The 15,647-nt window shown below is 71.2% G+C and carries 9 protein-coding genes; 3 read left to right on the plus strand and 6 right to left on the minus strand.

The features are described from left to right. Positions 1-9: 9 nt before the first annotated feature. Genes AC1DNF_RS09550 through AC1DNF_RS09575 form a run of 6 tightly spaced genes read right to left on the minus strand, consistent with a single transcriptional unit; the run spans position 10 to position 11,762 of the window. Positions 10-1,266: a metallophosphoesterase family protein gene (locus AC1DNF_RS09550; RefSeq protein ID WP_478148334.1), complete on the minus strand. Its 1,257-nt coding sequence runs from the start codon at positions 1,264-1,266 to the stop codon at positions 10-12. Continuing rightward, entirely contained in the window at positions 1,263-3,281 is a 2,019-nt protein-coding gene (gene recD / locus AC1DNF_RS09555) for an exodeoxyribonuclease V subunit alpha (RefSeq protein WP_478148335.1), read from the minus strand. Before recD ends, AC1DNF_RS09550 begins: the two co-directional genes overlap by 4 nt. Further along, complete coding sequence (gene recB, locus AC1DNF_RS09560; protein WP_478148336.1) at positions 3,278-7,033, minus strand: exodeoxyribonuclease V subunit beta; 3,756 nt, start codon at positions 7,031-7,033, stop codon at positions 3,278-3,280. Before recB ends, recD begins: the two co-directional genes overlap by 4 nt. Continuing rightward, positions 7,030-10,536 (minus strand): exodeoxyribonuclease V subunit gamma, encoded by a 3,507-nt coding sequence (recC, locus tag AC1DNF_RS09565; protein ID WP_478148337.1) that lies wholly within the window; start codon positions 10,534-10,536, stop codon positions 7,030-7,032. Before recC ends, recB begins: the two co-directional genes overlap by 4 nt. A gap of 33 nt (positions 10,537-10,569) precedes the next feature. Then, the gene (locus AC1DNF_RS09570; protein ID WP_478148338.1) at positions 10,570-11,211 is read right to left on the minus strand and encodes an NrsF family protein; all 642 of its coding nucleotides are present in this window, start codon (positions 11,209-11,211) and stop codon (positions 10,570-10,572) included. Next, a complete protein-coding gene (locus tag AC1DNF_RS09575; RefSeq protein WP_478148339.1) occupies positions 11,208-11,762 on the minus strand; it encodes a sigma-70 family RNA polymerase sigma factor in 555 nt (184 codons plus the stop codon). Before AC1DNF_RS09575 ends, AC1DNF_RS09570 begins: the two co-directional genes overlap by 4 nt. Before the next feature lie 207 nt (positions 11,763-11,969). Between AC1DNF_RS09575 and AC1DNF_RS09580 the strand changes: the two genes are divergently transcribed. The 3 genes from AC1DNF_RS09580 to upp are packed head-to-tail and all read left to right on the plus strand — an operon-like array spanning position 11,970 to position 15,504. Continuing rightward, a complete protein-coding gene (locus AC1DNF_RS09580; RefSeq protein ID WP_478148340.1) occupies positions 11,970-13,361 on the plus strand; it encodes a GTP cyclohydrolase II in 1,392 nt (463 codons plus the stop codon). A 58-nt stretch (positions 13,362-13,419) separates the two neighbouring features. Next, positions 13,420-14,829, plus strand: a complete 1,410-nt coding sequence (locus AC1DNF_RS09585; RefSeq protein WP_478148341.1) for a URC4/urg3 family protein — start codon at positions 13,420-13,422, stop codon at positions 14,827-14,829. A 42-nt stretch (positions 14,830-14,871) separates the two neighbouring features. Next, positions 14,872-15,504, plus strand: coding sequence for a uracil phosphoribosyltransferase (gene upp, locus AC1DNF_RS09590; protein WP_478148342.1), 633 nt, complete (start codon positions 14,872-14,874; stop codon positions 15,502-15,504). Positions 15,505-15,647 lie beyond the last annotated feature (143 nt).

Here is a 15,647-nt window from a genome sequence, read left to right on the forward strand (position 1 = left end):
GTCGAGCGCTCAGCGCGACTGCGCCAGGCGCGCGAGCAGGCCCGGCGTGACGGACTCGACGAGCGCCTTCACCTCGCCCGCGCGAATGGCGCCGAAGGCCGGCACGGCTTCGGTCAGCTCCAGCGGGGCCTTGCCGGCGAGCTGCTGCAGGTCTTCGGCCAGGCTGCGCAGGAAGGCTTCATCCGTCGGCACCTCCAGCAGCAGCGCCTGCAGGTCGGCGATCGCGTCGGCGCGCTCGCGGATCTGCGTGGCGTCGCTCGGCGGGGTGGTGTCGACCACGACCTTTTCGATCCAGAGGCGGTCGCCGCCGAGCGCCGCCGCCTGCGCCAGCACCTCCTCGCGCAGCTGCGAGTTGCGCCCGAACAGCTCGCCGTGCGCGCCGCTTCGCCCGGTGAAGGTCACGCGCACCGACATCGGCTTGCGGTCGGACTGGCGCGCGAGCAGGGCTTCGAGCGCGCGGCCGGCGAGCGTGACCACCGCGGGCAGGTCGGCGGCGCCCTCGGCGTCGACCTCCATGCGCTCCCAGCGCAGCACGTCGACGATCAGGCGTTCGACGGACTGGATGCCGGTCTCGTCGGCCGTCACCAGCACCGCGCCGCGCGGCCCGGCCTCGCGGATGTGCCGGCCCTGCAGGTTGCCGGGGAAGACGACCCAGGGCTCGCGCTGCAGCACCGCATGCTCGTGCACGTGGCCGAGCGCCCAGTAGTCGTAGCCCCTGGCGTTGAGCTCGGCCAGCGAGCACGGCGCATAGCGGGCGTGGGCCGCGTCGCCTTCGAGCGCCGTGTGCAGCACGCCGATGTTGAGCCAGCCCGGGACCGGGTCGGGGTAGCCGAGCACCAGGTTGTCGAAGGTGGCCGCGTCCTTGAAGCTGCGCCCGTGCAGGGCCACGCGCAGGGCCTCGATGCGGTGGGTGGCGGGCTTGCGCGCGTCGAACACATGCACGTTGGGCGGGAAGCCGAGCCGCTTGGTCATCTCGCTCTCGGCATCATGGTTGCCGTAGAGCAGATAGACGGGAATGCCGGCCTGGTGCAGCCGCCCCATCTCCCGCACGAAGAAGTGGCCGGTGTTGAAATCCTTCCAGTTGCCGTCGTAGAGATCGCCGGCGATGACGAGGAAGTCGACCTCCAGTTCGATGGCTTCGTTGATCAGGTTGACGAAGGCGTCGCGCGTGGCGGTGCGCAGGCTTTCCGCGGGCGCGTTCTGGTAGGACGCCAGGCCGCGCAAGGGGCTGTCGAGGTGGATGTCGGCGGCGTGGATGAATCTCATGGAGCGCTCGATTGTGCAGATTCCTCGCGCGCGGCCAGCAGGCCGAGCAGCCCGCTGGCGCGCCGGGTCTGCTGCGCCAGCGCATCGGCAAATGCCTGCGGCCGGCCGCTGACCAGCGTGAAGGCCTTGCGCGCGCGCGTGATGCCGGTGTAGACCAGTTCGCGCGTGAGCACGCGGCTGGGCTCGCGCGGCAGCACCAGCACGGTGTGCTCGAACTCCGAGCCCTGCGACTTGTGCACGGTCATGGCGAAGGCGGTTTCCACATCGGCCAGCCGGCTCACGGCGACGGAGCGCACAGCGTCGCCGTCCATGAAGTAGGCCCGCAGCGGAGAGCCCGGCGCCACCGGCCGCAGCACCATGCCGATGTCGCCGTTGAATACGCCCACTTCGCGGTCGTTGCGCGTGACCATGACGGGGCGGCCCTCGTACCATTCGCCGCGCCGGGCCAGCAGGCCCTCGGCCACCATGGCGGCCTCGACCGCCGCGTTCAGCCCCAACGCGCCCCACTCTCCCTCGCGCACCGCGCACAGCAGCCGGAAGCGCTCGAAGGCGGCGAGCACCGAGCGCACCCATTCCTCGTGCGTGTCGCGGTCCGGCACGGCGGGGCGGCGCGCGAGCGCGGCGAGGTAGCTGCCGTAGCCGCCTTCGGCGCCCTCGCGCCCGTGCAGCGCCAGGCGCAGCACGGCCGTCGGCGAAGCTGCGTCGATCCAGCGGATCGCCGCCTCCGCGCCGGCCGCCAGCAGCGCCGTGGCCGCCCTGGCGTCGCCCGCGTTGACGGCCAGGGCGAGCTGGCCGATCGGCCCGCCGAAGCGATGGCTGCGGCGCAGCATGACGGTCTGCTGCGCCAGCGCCGGGCCGTCGCCGAGGTAGGCAGCGGGCAGGCGTTGCCCGGCCGCGGCCTCGATGAACGCGACGGTGTCGGCGCAGTAGCGGCCGGCCTCCGCGTCGCGGCACAGGTCGCCGAGGACGGCGCCGGCCTCGACCGAGGCCAGCTGATCCTTGTCGCCCAGGAAGATCACGCGGGCGCGCGCGGGCAAGGCCTCGAGCAGGGCCGCCATCATCTCCAGGTGGACCATCGAGGCCTCGTCGACGATCAGCACGTCCACGTCCAGCGGATGCGCGGCGTCGAAGCGGAAGGCGCGGGTGTCGGGGCGCGCGCCCAGCAGCGAATGCAGCGTGCGGGCGGGCTCGATGTGCGAGGCGAGTTCCTGCAGGGCCAGGCGCCCTTCCAGCTGCCCGGCCAGGGCGCCGAGGGCGGTGTCGATCGACTGCTTGAGCCGCGCGGCGGCCTTGCCGGTGGGCGCGGCCAGCATCACGCGCAGACGCCCGGGCGCCGGGTCGACCGCGAACAGCAGCGCCAGCAGGCGGGCCGCGGTGTAGGTCTTGCCGGTGCCGGGGCCGCCGGTGATGATTGACAGCTGGCCGCGCAAGGCGATGGCGCAGGCGACTTTCTGCCAGTCGATGTTCGCCGGGGAAGCGTCGGCCGGCCGCACCGGGAACAGCTTGTCGAGCCATTCACGCAGGGTCGTCTCGCTCGCCGCCATCGGCATCGCGGCACGCCGCAGCACCTGGGCGGCGACGCGCCGCTCGTAGCCCCAGTAGCGGCGCAGGTAGAGCCTGCTGCCGCGCATCACCAGGGGCTGGTTGCGGCCATGCTCCATCGCTTCGGAACCGGCCTGGTCGGTCCACACCAGGGGGCTGGCGCGCAGCGCGTCGATCCATTCGCCGGCCGTGCGCGGCAGGTCCGCCATCACCGCCTGCAGTTCGGCGGCGGCCTCGGGCGGCCAGCTCAGCAGACCGTCGGTGTCGCCCAGCAGTTCATCGAGCATCAGGCAGGCGTGACCACGGCCCTCCATGTGGGCGACCAGCGCGGCCGCCATGACGACGGGCGGGGGCGCGGCGGGGTCCAGCTCGCGCGCGAAGCCGGCGAAGGCGCTGTCGAGGCGCCGCAGCCATCCTTGTTCAGACCAGCGTTTGAGGGCGTGCAGCAGCGTGTCGGCGGCCGGGGCGGTCATGGCGCCATCTCCTCGTTCTGGCCGAGCAGGCGGTCGAGTTCCTGGAGCAGGGCCAGGGGCGGCGCCACGTGGCAGCAGCCCTTCGCGGGGCCCTGGATGCCGCGCAGGAAAAGATAGACCGCGCCGCCCAGGTGCCGGGCGGGGTCGTAGGCCTGGCCGAGGCGCGAGCGCAGGAGCCGATGCAGCGCGAGCAGATAGATGGCCGCCTGCACGTCGTAGCGGTGCGTCGCCATCGCGTTCTCCAGCGCGTCGGCGCTGTAGGCCGCGTCGCCCTCGCCCAGGTGGTTCGACTTGTAGTCGAGCACCCAGTAGCGGCCGCCGTGCTCGAACACGATGTCGGCAAAGCCCATCAGCATGCCGCGAAGCTCGCGCTCCGGCAGCGCGGGCCGCTCGCGCCCGGGCAGCAGGTGCCGGCGGCACAGCGCGTCGATGCCCGCGGACGCCATGCGCTCGCTCGGCAGCCAGAACTCCATCTCCGGCACCGTCGCGGCCAGCGAGGCGAGCGATGCGCCGACGGGCGGCAGCGGCGTCGCGACGACCTGGAGCAGCCAGGCCAGCACCTCGGGCGCGCGATGGCCCCAGCCCTGCCGCTCGCAGCGGCGCAGCAGCTGCTCCTGGCGCTCGGGCGAGTCCTGGAGGTCGAAGCCTTCGGCGGCCAGCCATTCGAGCTGGTCGTGCAGGAAGTTGCCGGGCATGGCGCCGCGCGGGAAGCGATGCCAGGGCTGGGCTTCGGACGCTTGCGCGGACGACAGGACCGCCACGCGCTCGGCCGGCGATGGCGCGGCCTGGGCGAGCGAGCTGCCCTGCCCTTCACCGGCGTCGAGCACTTCGTCGTCCCGCACGGCGGCCACGCTGGACGCCCACGCGCCGGTCATCGGCAGCGAGCGCACCAGCGCCGAAAAGCTGCCGACCGACCATTGGCGCTCGAAGTTCGCGGCATAGGGCTCGCCCTCGCGCAGCGCGGGTGGCTCGCCGCGCGGCTGCAGGGGCGTGCAGGCGATGCCCGCGAATGCTTCGGCCCGGAGCAGCGCGATGTCGGCACAGGGCTCCACGAGTTCGCCGATACGCGCCATGAGCTGGTCCGCCTGCACTTCCTCGGCGCCGTGCAGTACATAGCCGATGGCGCTGCGGTGCAGGGTCGGTGTGCTGCCGCTGCCTTCCTTCAAGGCCGCGAGGCCGACCCACACCGCATGGCGCGCCCGCGTGAGGGCCACATACAGCAGGCGCAGGTCTTCGCGATGGCGCTCCTTGTCGGCGGCTTCGATGTGGGCGTCGCTCAGGTGCAGGTGCAGGCTGCGCCGGCCCTGCGCGTCGGCGAGGTTCACGAAGGAGGTGCTTCTTCGCTGCACGCCGCGGAAGCTGCTGGCGAAGGGCAGGAACACGAGCGGGTATTCAAGGCCCTTGGACTTGTGCACGGTGACGACCTTGACCAGGTCGGCATCGCTTTCCAGCCGCACGATCTGCTCGTCGCCGCCGCCGCTGCCGCCCTGCATCTGTTCGGCCAGCCAGCGGATCAGTGCCTGCTCGCCGTCGAGCTCCGCGCTGGCGGCCTGCAGCAGTTCGGCCAAGTGCAGGAAGTTGGTGAGGCGCCGCTCGCCGTCGTGGGCGCCGTCGCGGACAGCGCCGAGCCAGCGCGCCGGCAGGTCGAGCAGGTGCAGCGTGCGACGCAGCATGGTGAGCACGCCCTGCGATTGCCACACGCCATGCAGCTGCCGCATCAGCTCGCCGCGCGCATCGAAGGCCTCGTCGTCGCGCGCGAGCAGGAGCAGCTCGTCGATCGAAAGGCCCACGGTGCGCGTCGCCAGCGCGGCGCGGATCAGGCGCACGTCGAGCGGCGAGGCCACGGCCTGCAGCCAATGCAGCAGGTCATGCGCCTCCGGGCTCGCGAAGACCGAATCCTTGTCCGAGAGGTAGACGGAGGCCACGCGCCGCCGCCGCAACTCGCGCTGCACGGCCGCGGCTTCCTTGCCGGTGCGCACCAGCACGGCAACGTCGGCCGGGCGCAGGCGGACGAAAGGCTTGCCCGCATGCGCGAAGCCGGCGTCGGGGTCGTTCAGCAGCGTGACGATGCGCTCGGCGCAGCGCGCGGCGAAGTGGCGCCGGCTGCTGTCGGCATTGAGCAGATCGGGGTCGAGCGCGAGCGTCACGGCGGGCTCGGCGCCCCGCGATGTGACGAAGGACTCCGCCCGGCCGCGCGCCTGCACGGGCACGAAGGGCAGCGGATTGGCCTGCGCCTGGCCCGCCACGTCGGCGGGGCCGCGGTACATGAAGGCGCCCTCGCCGTCGCGCCGCTCCGGATGCTCCAGCAGGTGATTCACCGCCGCCACCACCGCCGCGGTCGAGCGGTGGTTGGTGCCGAGCACGTAGTGCCGCCCCTCGGTGGCGCGCCGCGCCGTGAGGTAGCTGTGGATGTCGGCGCCGCGAAAGCCGTAGATCGACTGCTTCGGGTCGCCGATCATCAGCAGGCCGGTGGCACGCTCGTTGGCCGCGATGCGGTAGAGACGGTCGAAGATGCGCGCCTGCACGGGCGAGGTGTCCTGGAACTCGTCGATCAGCGCGATCGGGTACTGGGCCACCATGCGCTCGCGCAGGCGCGTGGCGGCCTCGCCGTTGAGTTCGGGGTTCAAGGCGTTGTCGAGCCGCGTCAGCATGTCGGCGAAGCCGAAGCTGCCCGACTGGCGCTTGAGTTCGTCCAGGCGCCGCGCGATGTGCGCGACGGCATGCAGGCGCAGGCGTGGCGCCACGGGCGGCAGCGCGTCGAGGGCGATGATGAGTTGCTCGAAGGCCGCGAAGTGCCCGGGCAGTTCGACCGCGCCGCTGGACTTCATGGCTTCTTCCATGCCGCCGGGCGTGAAGCGCTTGAGGCCGGTCTTCATGTCGGGGTAGGCCGCACGCGGATCATCCGCCCAGGCGCCCAGCGCCTGCAGCCAGCCGGTGTAGTTGCGCGCGGCCATGCGGCGGCCGTCGAAGGGACAGGGCTTGAGCGCCATCTGCGCGTCGATCCACTGCTTCATCTCCCGCGCGCGCTGCGACCAGCCGGTCTTCAGGGCGGCGAGCGCGGCATCGTGCGCCGCCGACAGCGCCGCGATCAGCTCGGCCAGGCTGCCCTGCCCGGCATCGGCCGGCAACGCCTGGTCCATGAGGGCGCGGGCATCCCCGATGAGCTCTCCCACCTTGGGCCAGACCGACAACGCAATGTCGAGCAGATCGGGAGGCAGCGGATAGAACTGCTGCCGCCAGTAGTCCTGCGCGGCTTCCGCGAGCATGGCGCCCTCGTTGCTGCTGAGCTCTTCGTCGAACAGGCTGCCGCTGTCGAAGGCATGCTCGCGCAGCATGCGTTGGCACCAGGCGTCGATGGTGTGGACGGCCGCGTCGTCCATGCTCTCCGCCGCCATCGCCAGCCGCCAGGCGGCGCCCTGGCGCGCGGGGCCTTCGGCATGGGCGGCAAGCAGGCTGCGCAGGAAGGCGTCCGACGCATCGGGCTGCGCCTCGCCGCGGAAACAGCGCGCGGCCTCGAGCAGACGCGAGCGAATCCGGTCGGACAGCTCGCGCGTGGCGGCGCGCGTGAAGGTCATCACCAGGATTTCCGAGGGGATCAACGGGCGCGCGAAGGCGCTGCCTTCGTCGCCGTGGCCCAGCACCAGGCGCAGATACAGCGCGGCGATGGTCCAGGTCTTGCCCGTGCCGGCGCTGGCTTCGATCAGGCGGCTGCCCCACAAGGGCAGGGTCAATGGATCGAGGATATGGCTCACGCGGGCTCGCTTTCGAAGGCGCCGGGCGCCGAATGCAACCGCGCCGCCACGTGCGTTCGGGCCCACGACGCCAGGGGACCGAAGAGGCTCTCGGCCAGGGTTTCGAAGCGGCCGTCGGCGGTGAGCGCCTCGTAGTCCGGAAACATGCGCGAGAGGCAGGCCTCGCTGACTTCGCCGCTGACGAACATGCCACCTTCGTAGACCTGCTCCGCATTGGCACCGGCCAGCCATGCAAGGGCCGTCTTCGAGGCCAGCGGCAGCGGCGCGCCCATGCCTTCGCGCCAGGCGTCGAGCAGGATCCGCAGGCTCGCCCTCGCCTGGTCCGCGGGCATCGCCTCGACAGTGACGGTGGCGTCGCGCCCGACCATCATGCCCTGCACCGGCGCGCCGCAGGCACTGGCCACGAGCGTGCGCACCCAGGCCGAGATGAGCTTCTGGGGAATCACCAGCGGCTTGCCCTTCTCGCACAGCCGCGTCGGCAGCAGCTCCAGCCAGACCGGCTGGCCGGACTCGGGCGAATCCAGTCTCAGGCCATCGAGCCAATCGTCCAGCACCAGGCCCTCGTGGTCGAAGCGCAGGGGCTCCTTCTGCGCGGGTTCGGGATACTGCGCGTACAGCGTGGACCAGCGCTCCAGCATCGGCACCAGCGTGTCGACCAGGGCGCGCTCGCTGCGCTGGCCGAGGCCGGCCATCGGCAGGCGGCCGCTGCGCCGGATGCGGGCGATGCGCTCGCCGACGCGCCGCGGCAGGCTCGCCACCGCCCCGCTCGGGCCCTGGTGAATGTCGCGCAATTCGTCCAGCACTTCGTCGAGCAGGCCGTATTCCTCCAGGCCATCGAGCGCGAAGGCCTCGTCGTCCTCCATGGCCTCCTCGTCGTCGCGGAACACCACGTTGAGCTGGCGGCGGAAGAAATCCTTGACCGGATTTCGCAGGAACTGGGTGAGGTCCGCGAGCGTCAGGGGGACGGGCTTGTCGGCGGCAGCGGTGCCGCCCGCCGAGGCCTTCGGCGCCGCCGCCGGAGTCGGTGCCCCGGCCGCATGGGCCGCGCGCCATTCCCGCGCATAAGTGAACAGGGTCTCGCCCTCATCGCCCATCACATCGCGCGCCTCGAAATAGCGGCGGCTGAAGGGCTGCAGCGGATGCTCGGTGGTGCGCTGCGCCAGGACCTCGCCCCGCCAGCCGGCGGCCAGGTAGTCGCGCAGCTGCGAAACCAGCACCGAGGGCGGCTGCTCGCTGTTGTCGCGCACGCTGCGGCCGGTCCAGCTCACATAGAGCACGCGCCGCGCGGAGAGCAGGGCCTCCAGCATCAGCTGGCGATCGTCGTCGCGGCGCGAGCGGTCGCCGGGGCGGCGCTGCCCGGGCAGGCTCATCAGGTCGAAGTCGCTGCGCGGGCTGCTGCGCGGATAGTCGCCGTCGTTCATGCCCAGCAGGCACACCACCTCGAAGGGCACGGCGCGCATCGGCAGCAAGGTGCAGAAGGTGACGCCGCCGGCGCGGAAGCGCCGGTTCAGGCCCGGCTCGTCGATGCCGCCCAGCCAGGCCTCGCGCACGACGGCGAGCGAGACGGGCTCGTCGAAGTCGGCCGTGTCGCAGGCTTCGAGCCAGGCGCGCAGGGCCTCCTGCACGGCCGCGAGCGTGAGACGCTCGCGCTCGTCGGTCGGGGCCATGAAGGCCTCCAGCAAAGCGCGCGCGCGCTCGGCCCATTCGATGGGCGTGGCATCGGCCGAGGCTTGCGCCCACCAGGCCATGAGCGCGCCGACCAGGTCGGCCAGCGAGCCCGCGATCGAGGCCTCGAGCCCGCCGACCTCGGCATAGGGCTCGATGCCCTGGAAGGCGCCGCCCTCCTCGCCCGCGCCCGCTTCTCCGTTCGCGTACCCGAGCAGCATGCGCCGCAGCCCGAAGAGCCAGGTGTTCTGCTCGCCGCAGGCCGCGAGGCCCAGCTCGTCGCGGTGCCGCGTATTCAGGCCCCAGCGGATGCCGGCGCCTTCCATCCACTGCGACAGGCGCGGCAGGTCCTGGGGCTGCAGGCCGAAGCGCTCGGCCACGGCCGGCACGTCGAGCAGGTCCCTGATCTCGGTCAGGCGCGCGCGCTGCTGCGGCAGGCGCAGCAGCCATTCGAGCGCGATCATCAGCGGGTTGTTGCCGCGCTGGTTCAGATCGGTGATGTCGAAGGGGATGAAGCGCGCGTCGCCGCGCGGGTGCTGGCCGAAGACGGAACGGATGGCCGGGGCGAAGGCGGCGATGTCCGGCACCATCACGACGATGTCGCGCGGGTCGAGCGGCTTGCCTTCGGGCGGGTCGGCCAGCAGCGCCAGCAGCTGGTCGTGCAGGATCTCGACCTCGCGCTGCGCGCCATGGGCGATGTGGAACACGATCGAGCGGTCGGCCGCGTCGGCCGCTTCGCCCGGGTGCTCGGCCAGCGGCACCAGGTCGCGGATGTTCGCCTGCACCTGCCGCAACAGCGTGTCGCCCGGCGCCTCGTCGAACAGGTCGACCTTGGCGCCGGCGAAGCGCTGCTGCGCCGCCGCCGCGTCGTCGAAGGCATCGAGCTGCCGCACGAAGTCGCGGCCCTGCCGGCCCCAGGCCGCCAGCAGCGGATGGCCGTGGGCATGCATCTCTTCCAGCGGCACCAGCGCCAGATCGCGCCCCTTGCGCAGGGGCTGGCGGCGGCGCTCCATGCGCAGCAGTTCGCGCCCCTCGATGATGTCGGCCCAGTGGTAGCGGCTGGGGTTGGGAATGGCCAGCAGCACCTGGCAGTGGGAAGACAAGGCGGCGAGCGCCTGCAGCGTCTGCATGGGCACGTGCGTCATGCCGAACAGCACCACGCGCCGCGCGACCGGCGAGGCCGGCGCCGCGCCGATCGCGAGCGAGGAGAGGAAGCGCTCATGCAGGCTGGCACGCGAGCCGGCGCGCTCATCCTCGCTCAGGGGCGCGAGCAGTTCGCGCCACAGCGCGGCTTGCCAGCCCTGGTCGGATGGTATGTCGGGCGCGGGCGCCAGGTTGGAATTCGGCAGCACATCCTGGCCGGCGGCCCAGGCCGCGAGCCAGTCGCTGCGATAGACCTGGTACTGGTCATACAGGTCGGCCAGCCGCTGCGCGAGCTGCAGCCGGCGGCCCATGTCGCCGTCGCGCAGGAAGCCCGCCAGGGGCTCGAAGCCCGGGCGCGGCGCCACCTCGCGCAGCAGGTGCATCAGGCGCCACGTGAGGGCCAGCTTGTCGAGCGCCGACTGCGCCGGAACCGCATCGCGGCCGAGCACCTGGCGGTAGCTGCGCCAGAGAAAGCGCGCCGGCAGCTCCACGCGCGTGGCGGCGCAGATGCCGCTTTGCGCGGCCAGCGTCATCTTGAGCCATTCCGCCACGCCGTTGCTCTGCACCAGGAAGACTTCTTCTTCCAGGGGCTGGAGGGGGTTGCGGCGGATCCATTCGAACAGGGCCTCGCCAAGGAGTTCGGCCCGGTTGCTGTGGAGAACCAGGAAGCCCGGTTGGAGTCGGTCGGAGGTCATGCGGTCGCTGCGAGTGTAGCGACGCCCATGGCCTCACCAGCGCAGCAGCCGATGCCCGATGGCCGCGCCGGCCAGCATCGGCACCGCGATGCCGGCGGCGTACCAGATGGCCAGGAAAGGCGCCGCCAGCTCCACGCAATGCAAAGCGTAGACCGCACCCGCCGCGCCGCCAGCCATGGCGCCCGCCGCCGCGCCCGCCAGCGCGGGACGCGTCGGTGCCAGGCTCTTCAACGCCGCCAGCGCGGCCACGAAGACCGGCACCGAGATCACGGCGATGTTGAAGGTACACACGCGCCAGGTCTGCCCCAGGACCAGGACCGGCCGCTCGGCCGCGGGAGCAAGAAACAGGACCACCAGCGCCAGCCCCCAGATCAGCGCCAGCGGCACCGCCAGGCCCAGCCACGCCTTGCGCACACGCGCGCCGGGCCGCGCCAGGCGCTGCGCCATCACGAAGCCGGCGATTCCCACGCAGGCCGGAAGCACCAGCTTCAGCCAGAACATCGGCCAGAACATGGCCTGGATCAGATCGGGCCGGATGCCGTGCGCATGAATCATCCAGGCGAAGGACAGCGGCAGGCCGATCAGCAACGCCACCACGAGCCGCCGCGAAGCGGCACCGCGCGGCACCGGCACCGCATCGGCCGCCAGCAGGGACACCAGATCGTCCGTCTTCACAGGGAGGCCTCCTTGATCTTCGACGCCAGCGCCTTGAGGCCGCGATGGATGCCGATCTTGACGGCCGATTCCGACATGCCCGTCAGGCGCGCCGTCTCGGCCACCGACATGCCCTCGATCTTGACGTGCATGATCGGCAGGCGGTGGCGGTCGGGCAGCGTCTGGAGCAGGCCGTCCAGGTCGCGGCGCGCATCGCTGGCCTCGGTGGCCGATTCGGCGAAGACGGCGAGGTCGTCGTCCAGCGGGTCATGCAGCGCCTCGCGGCCGGCCTTGGCGCGCAGCAGGTCGATCATCTTGTAGCGCGCAATCGCGTGCACCCATGCCGTCAGGGGCTGGTCGGGCTGGTAGGTGTGGCGCTGGTTGTGCATGGCGAGCAGGCATTCCTGGACAAGGTCTTCGACTTCATCGGGCCAGCCGAACAAGCGCCTGGCAAGGAACGCGCGCAAATGCGCGCCCAGCTTGCGCAGGAACTCGCGGTAGGCCGCGGCGTCGCCGTCGAGGCCGCGAACGAACAGGTCGTGCAGCAGCAGCTCGGCGTCGCTCCTTGCCATGGGGCTGCCTTTGGTCATTCGGGGTTTCGCTCCGGCCGGTTACAGCAGATCCAGATAAAGAAGTCCGGCGGATTGTGCCGCGTGCTCCGCGTGCTTCCGCGTGCGCGCAGGGCGGCGTCAGCAGGCGTGGCATTCAGGCGACTGGCATGCGCCTTGCCTTGCCAGTTCAGGGAGCCATCGGTACATTGTGTTTTTTGAGGGCCCGCAATGTCTTTAGACACCGTTCCGACTCCTTCTTCAACGTCGCTTTCCCCGAATCCCCCGGAGTTGCCGGAGTCCCAAGCGCCTCTTCCCGAGCCCTCAGCCCCCCTCTCACTGCCCGAGGCTGTCTCGATCCCGCCGGTCTACCCGGGCAGCCTGCCCCAGCGCAGCCACATCCGACTGACTTCGCACGCGGGCGGCTTCGGCGCGCTGCCCATCCAGTGGAGCGCCGCCACGGCGACCGAGCGCGGGCCGGTGGTCGGCACCACCACCAAGCGCGCCCACCGCAATGTCATCGGCACGCACAGCGGCTCCTACAGCGTGTATCGCGCGCTGGCCGTGGCCTCGGGCGCGCTCTCGCCACACCACAAGGCCGACCTGACCAACACCTCGCCCACGGACGCGATCGGGCCCTACCCGCAGTGGAGCGAGCCCGGCCGCATCGTCTCGCTCGACCCCTGGGGCGCGCTGGTGGCCGATGCCTTCTCCGCCGAGCTGGCGGCCGGCTACGACATCCGTCCCACCATCGCCATCACCAAGGCGCATGTGATCCTGCCCGAGGTGATCGAGGCGCTGCAGAGCGGCCGGCTCAAGGCCGACGGCAAGTTCCTCACGGCCGGCGGCGCGGCCATGGTCACCAAGGCGGCCATCGAGCCCGTGTGGTACCTGCCCGAGGTGGCCAAGCGCTTCGGCTGCTCGGAAACCGACCTGCGCCGCGTGCTCTTCGAGGAAACCGGCGGCATGTACCCCGAGCTGGTGACGCGCTCCGACCTCGAGGTCTTCCTGCCGCCCATCGGCGGCCAGACGCTCTACATCTTCGGCAACGCGCGCGACCTCGCCAATCCGGAGGTCGAGCTGACGGCGCGCATCCACGACGAGTGCAACGGCTCCGACGTGTTCGGCTCCGACATCTGCACCTGCCGCCCCTACCTCACGCACGCGATCGAGGAATGCATCCAGGGCGCGCAGCGCGGCGGCGTCGGGCTCATCGCCTACTCGCGCAAGGAAGGCCGCGCGCTCGGCGAGGTCACCAAGTTCCTGGTCTACAACGCGCGCAAGCGCCAGGTGGGCGGCGACACGGCCGACCAGTACTTCGCGCGCACCGAGTGCGTGGCGGGCGTGCAGGACATGCGCTTCCAGGAGCTGATGCCCGACGTGTTCCACTGGCTCGGCATCCGCAAGATCCACCGGCTGGTGTCGATGAGCAACATGAAGTTCGACGCCATCACGGGCTCGGGCATCGAGATCGGCACGCGCGTGAACATTCCGGATGAACTGATTCCCGCCGATGCCCGCGTCGAGATGGATGCCAAGATGGCGGCCGGCTACTTCACGCCGGGCGCGGTGCCGGACGCCGAGGAACTGAAGAAGGCCAAGGGCCGGAAGCTCGATCAATGAATGCCGCCCGGGCCCGGGTGCGCGCCGAACACGAAACGACAACCATAGGGAGAGCCGGATGAGCAAGGACAACTACGGGCTGGACCCCGAGCGGCCGACGGCCAATCCGGCCGTGCGCAGCGCGGATGCCGAGGGCCATGTCGACCCCGAACTCGAATTCGTGCCGGATGCGACGCAGCCGGCAGGCGCGGCGGCCTTGCTGCGTACCACGCAGGCCGTGCGCGAACGCGCCGCCGCCTTGCTGGCGCGCGCGCGCCGGGACGAGTCGCGGTGGTTCACCATCGGCGACAACGTCACGCTCGACGACACCGCGGGGACGGTCGCCGAGGTCACGCGCGAGCGCTACCCCAAGGGACGCATCCCGTACCACAGCCGCTGGCGCCATTTCGAGGCCGGCGGCGTGGACCGCCTCGCGGAACTCGACGAACTGCTCGGCAAGGTGGACGTCCGGCAGCGGGCGCGCGCGCACATCGACCTGGTGCTGGTCAGCGTGCTGCTGGATGCCGGCGCCGGCCCCGACTGGCACTACAGCGAAGCAGCCAGCGGCAAGCGCTTCACGCGCTCCGAAGGACTGGGCGTGGCCAGCTTTCACGCCTTCACCAGCGGCCTCTTCTCGTCCGACCCGGACCGCCCGCTGCAAGCCGATGCCGCCGGGCTGCGCGCCCTCGTGACGGACCGCCTGGGAGACGCCTTCCAGGTCAATCGCGTCAATCCGCTGGTCGGACTCGCCGGCCGCGCGATGCTGTTGCGCCGGCTCGGCGAGGCGATGCACGAGCAGCCGGAGTCCTTCGGCCAGGACGGCCGGCCGGGCGGGCTCTTCGATGCCCTGGTCGGCCCCTACGGGCCGGCCGCGCCGCCCACGGCCGAGGTGACGGCGCACGAGATCCTCTCCCTGCTCCTCGACACCCTCTCGCGCATCTGGCCCGCCGCCAACGCCATCGACAGCATCGCGGTGGACGGCAGCGACATGGCCGGCGCCATCGGCTCGGGGGACCCCGATCTGGCGCTCGGCGACTGCTGGCGCCACAGCGCCGTGCAGGGCCCCGGCCTGACCAACGGCTGGATGCCCTTCCACAAGCTGTCGCAGTGGCTGACCTATTCGCTGCTCGAGCCCTTCGAGTGGGCCGGCGTGAAGGTGCGCCATGTCGAAGCGCTGACTGGCCTGCCCGAATACCGCAACGGCGGGCTCCTGATCGACAGCGGCGTGATCGTGCCCCGGGACCCGGCCTTCCTGGAGCGCACATGGAAGACGGGCGACGAGTTCATCGTCGAATGGCGCGCGCTGACGGTGGCGCTGCTCGACGAACTGGCGCCGCGCGTGCGCGAGGCGCTCGGGCGCAGCGCCGAGGAACTGCCGCTGGCGCGTGTGCTGGAAGGCGGCACCTGGGCCGCGGGACGCACGCTGGCACAGCGCTTGCGCGACGGTGCGCCTCCCTTGCGCATCGAGAGCGACGGTACCGTGTTCTAGTCTTCTAGACTCCTTTCTTTTTCCGTTCTTCCCGATCACCTCATGAGCAGCAACGTCCACCTCCTCGACCATCCCCTCGTCCAGCACAAGCTCACGCTGATGCGCCGCCAGGAGGCCAGCACCAACAGTTTCCGCCGCCTGCTCAACGAGATCAGCATGCTGATGGCCTACGAGGTCACGCGCGACATGCCGATGCAGGACATCGTGGTCCAGACGCCCCTGGAGACGATGAATGCCAAGGTGATCGACGGCAAGAAGCTGGTGCTGGTGTCGATCCTGCGGGCGGGCACCGGCATCCTGGACGGCATGCTGAGCGTGGTGCCCGGCGCGCGCGTGGGCCACATCGGCCTGTACCGCGACCCGAAGACGCTGACCGCGGTCGAGTACTACTTCAAGATGCCCGGCGGCATGGAGGAGCGCGACGTGATCGTGGTCGACCCGATGCTGGCCACGGGCAATTCGGCGGTCGCGGCGGTGGAGCGCCTGAAGGAACTCAACCCGAAGTCGATCAAGTTCGTCTGCCTGCTGACCTGCCCCGAAGGCATCAAGAACATGCAGGACGCGCACCCGGATGTGCCGATCTACACCGCCGCCATCGACCGCGAACTCAACAGCCACGGCTACATCCTGCCGGGGCTGGGCGACGCGGGCGACCGGATCTTCGGCACCAAGTAGATTCATTTCAACGAGGTGGAGAATCCGGCGGGGAGCCCGGCGCAAGGCGCTGAAGTGGCCGAGGCCAACTGTCCCCCGCCCTCATGAAGCCCCGCCGCAAAGGCGGACGCCAAGCCTGTCGCCGCGGCGGCGGCCTCACTGGA

The organism is Variovorax sp. 01T432, assembly GCF_056398605.1.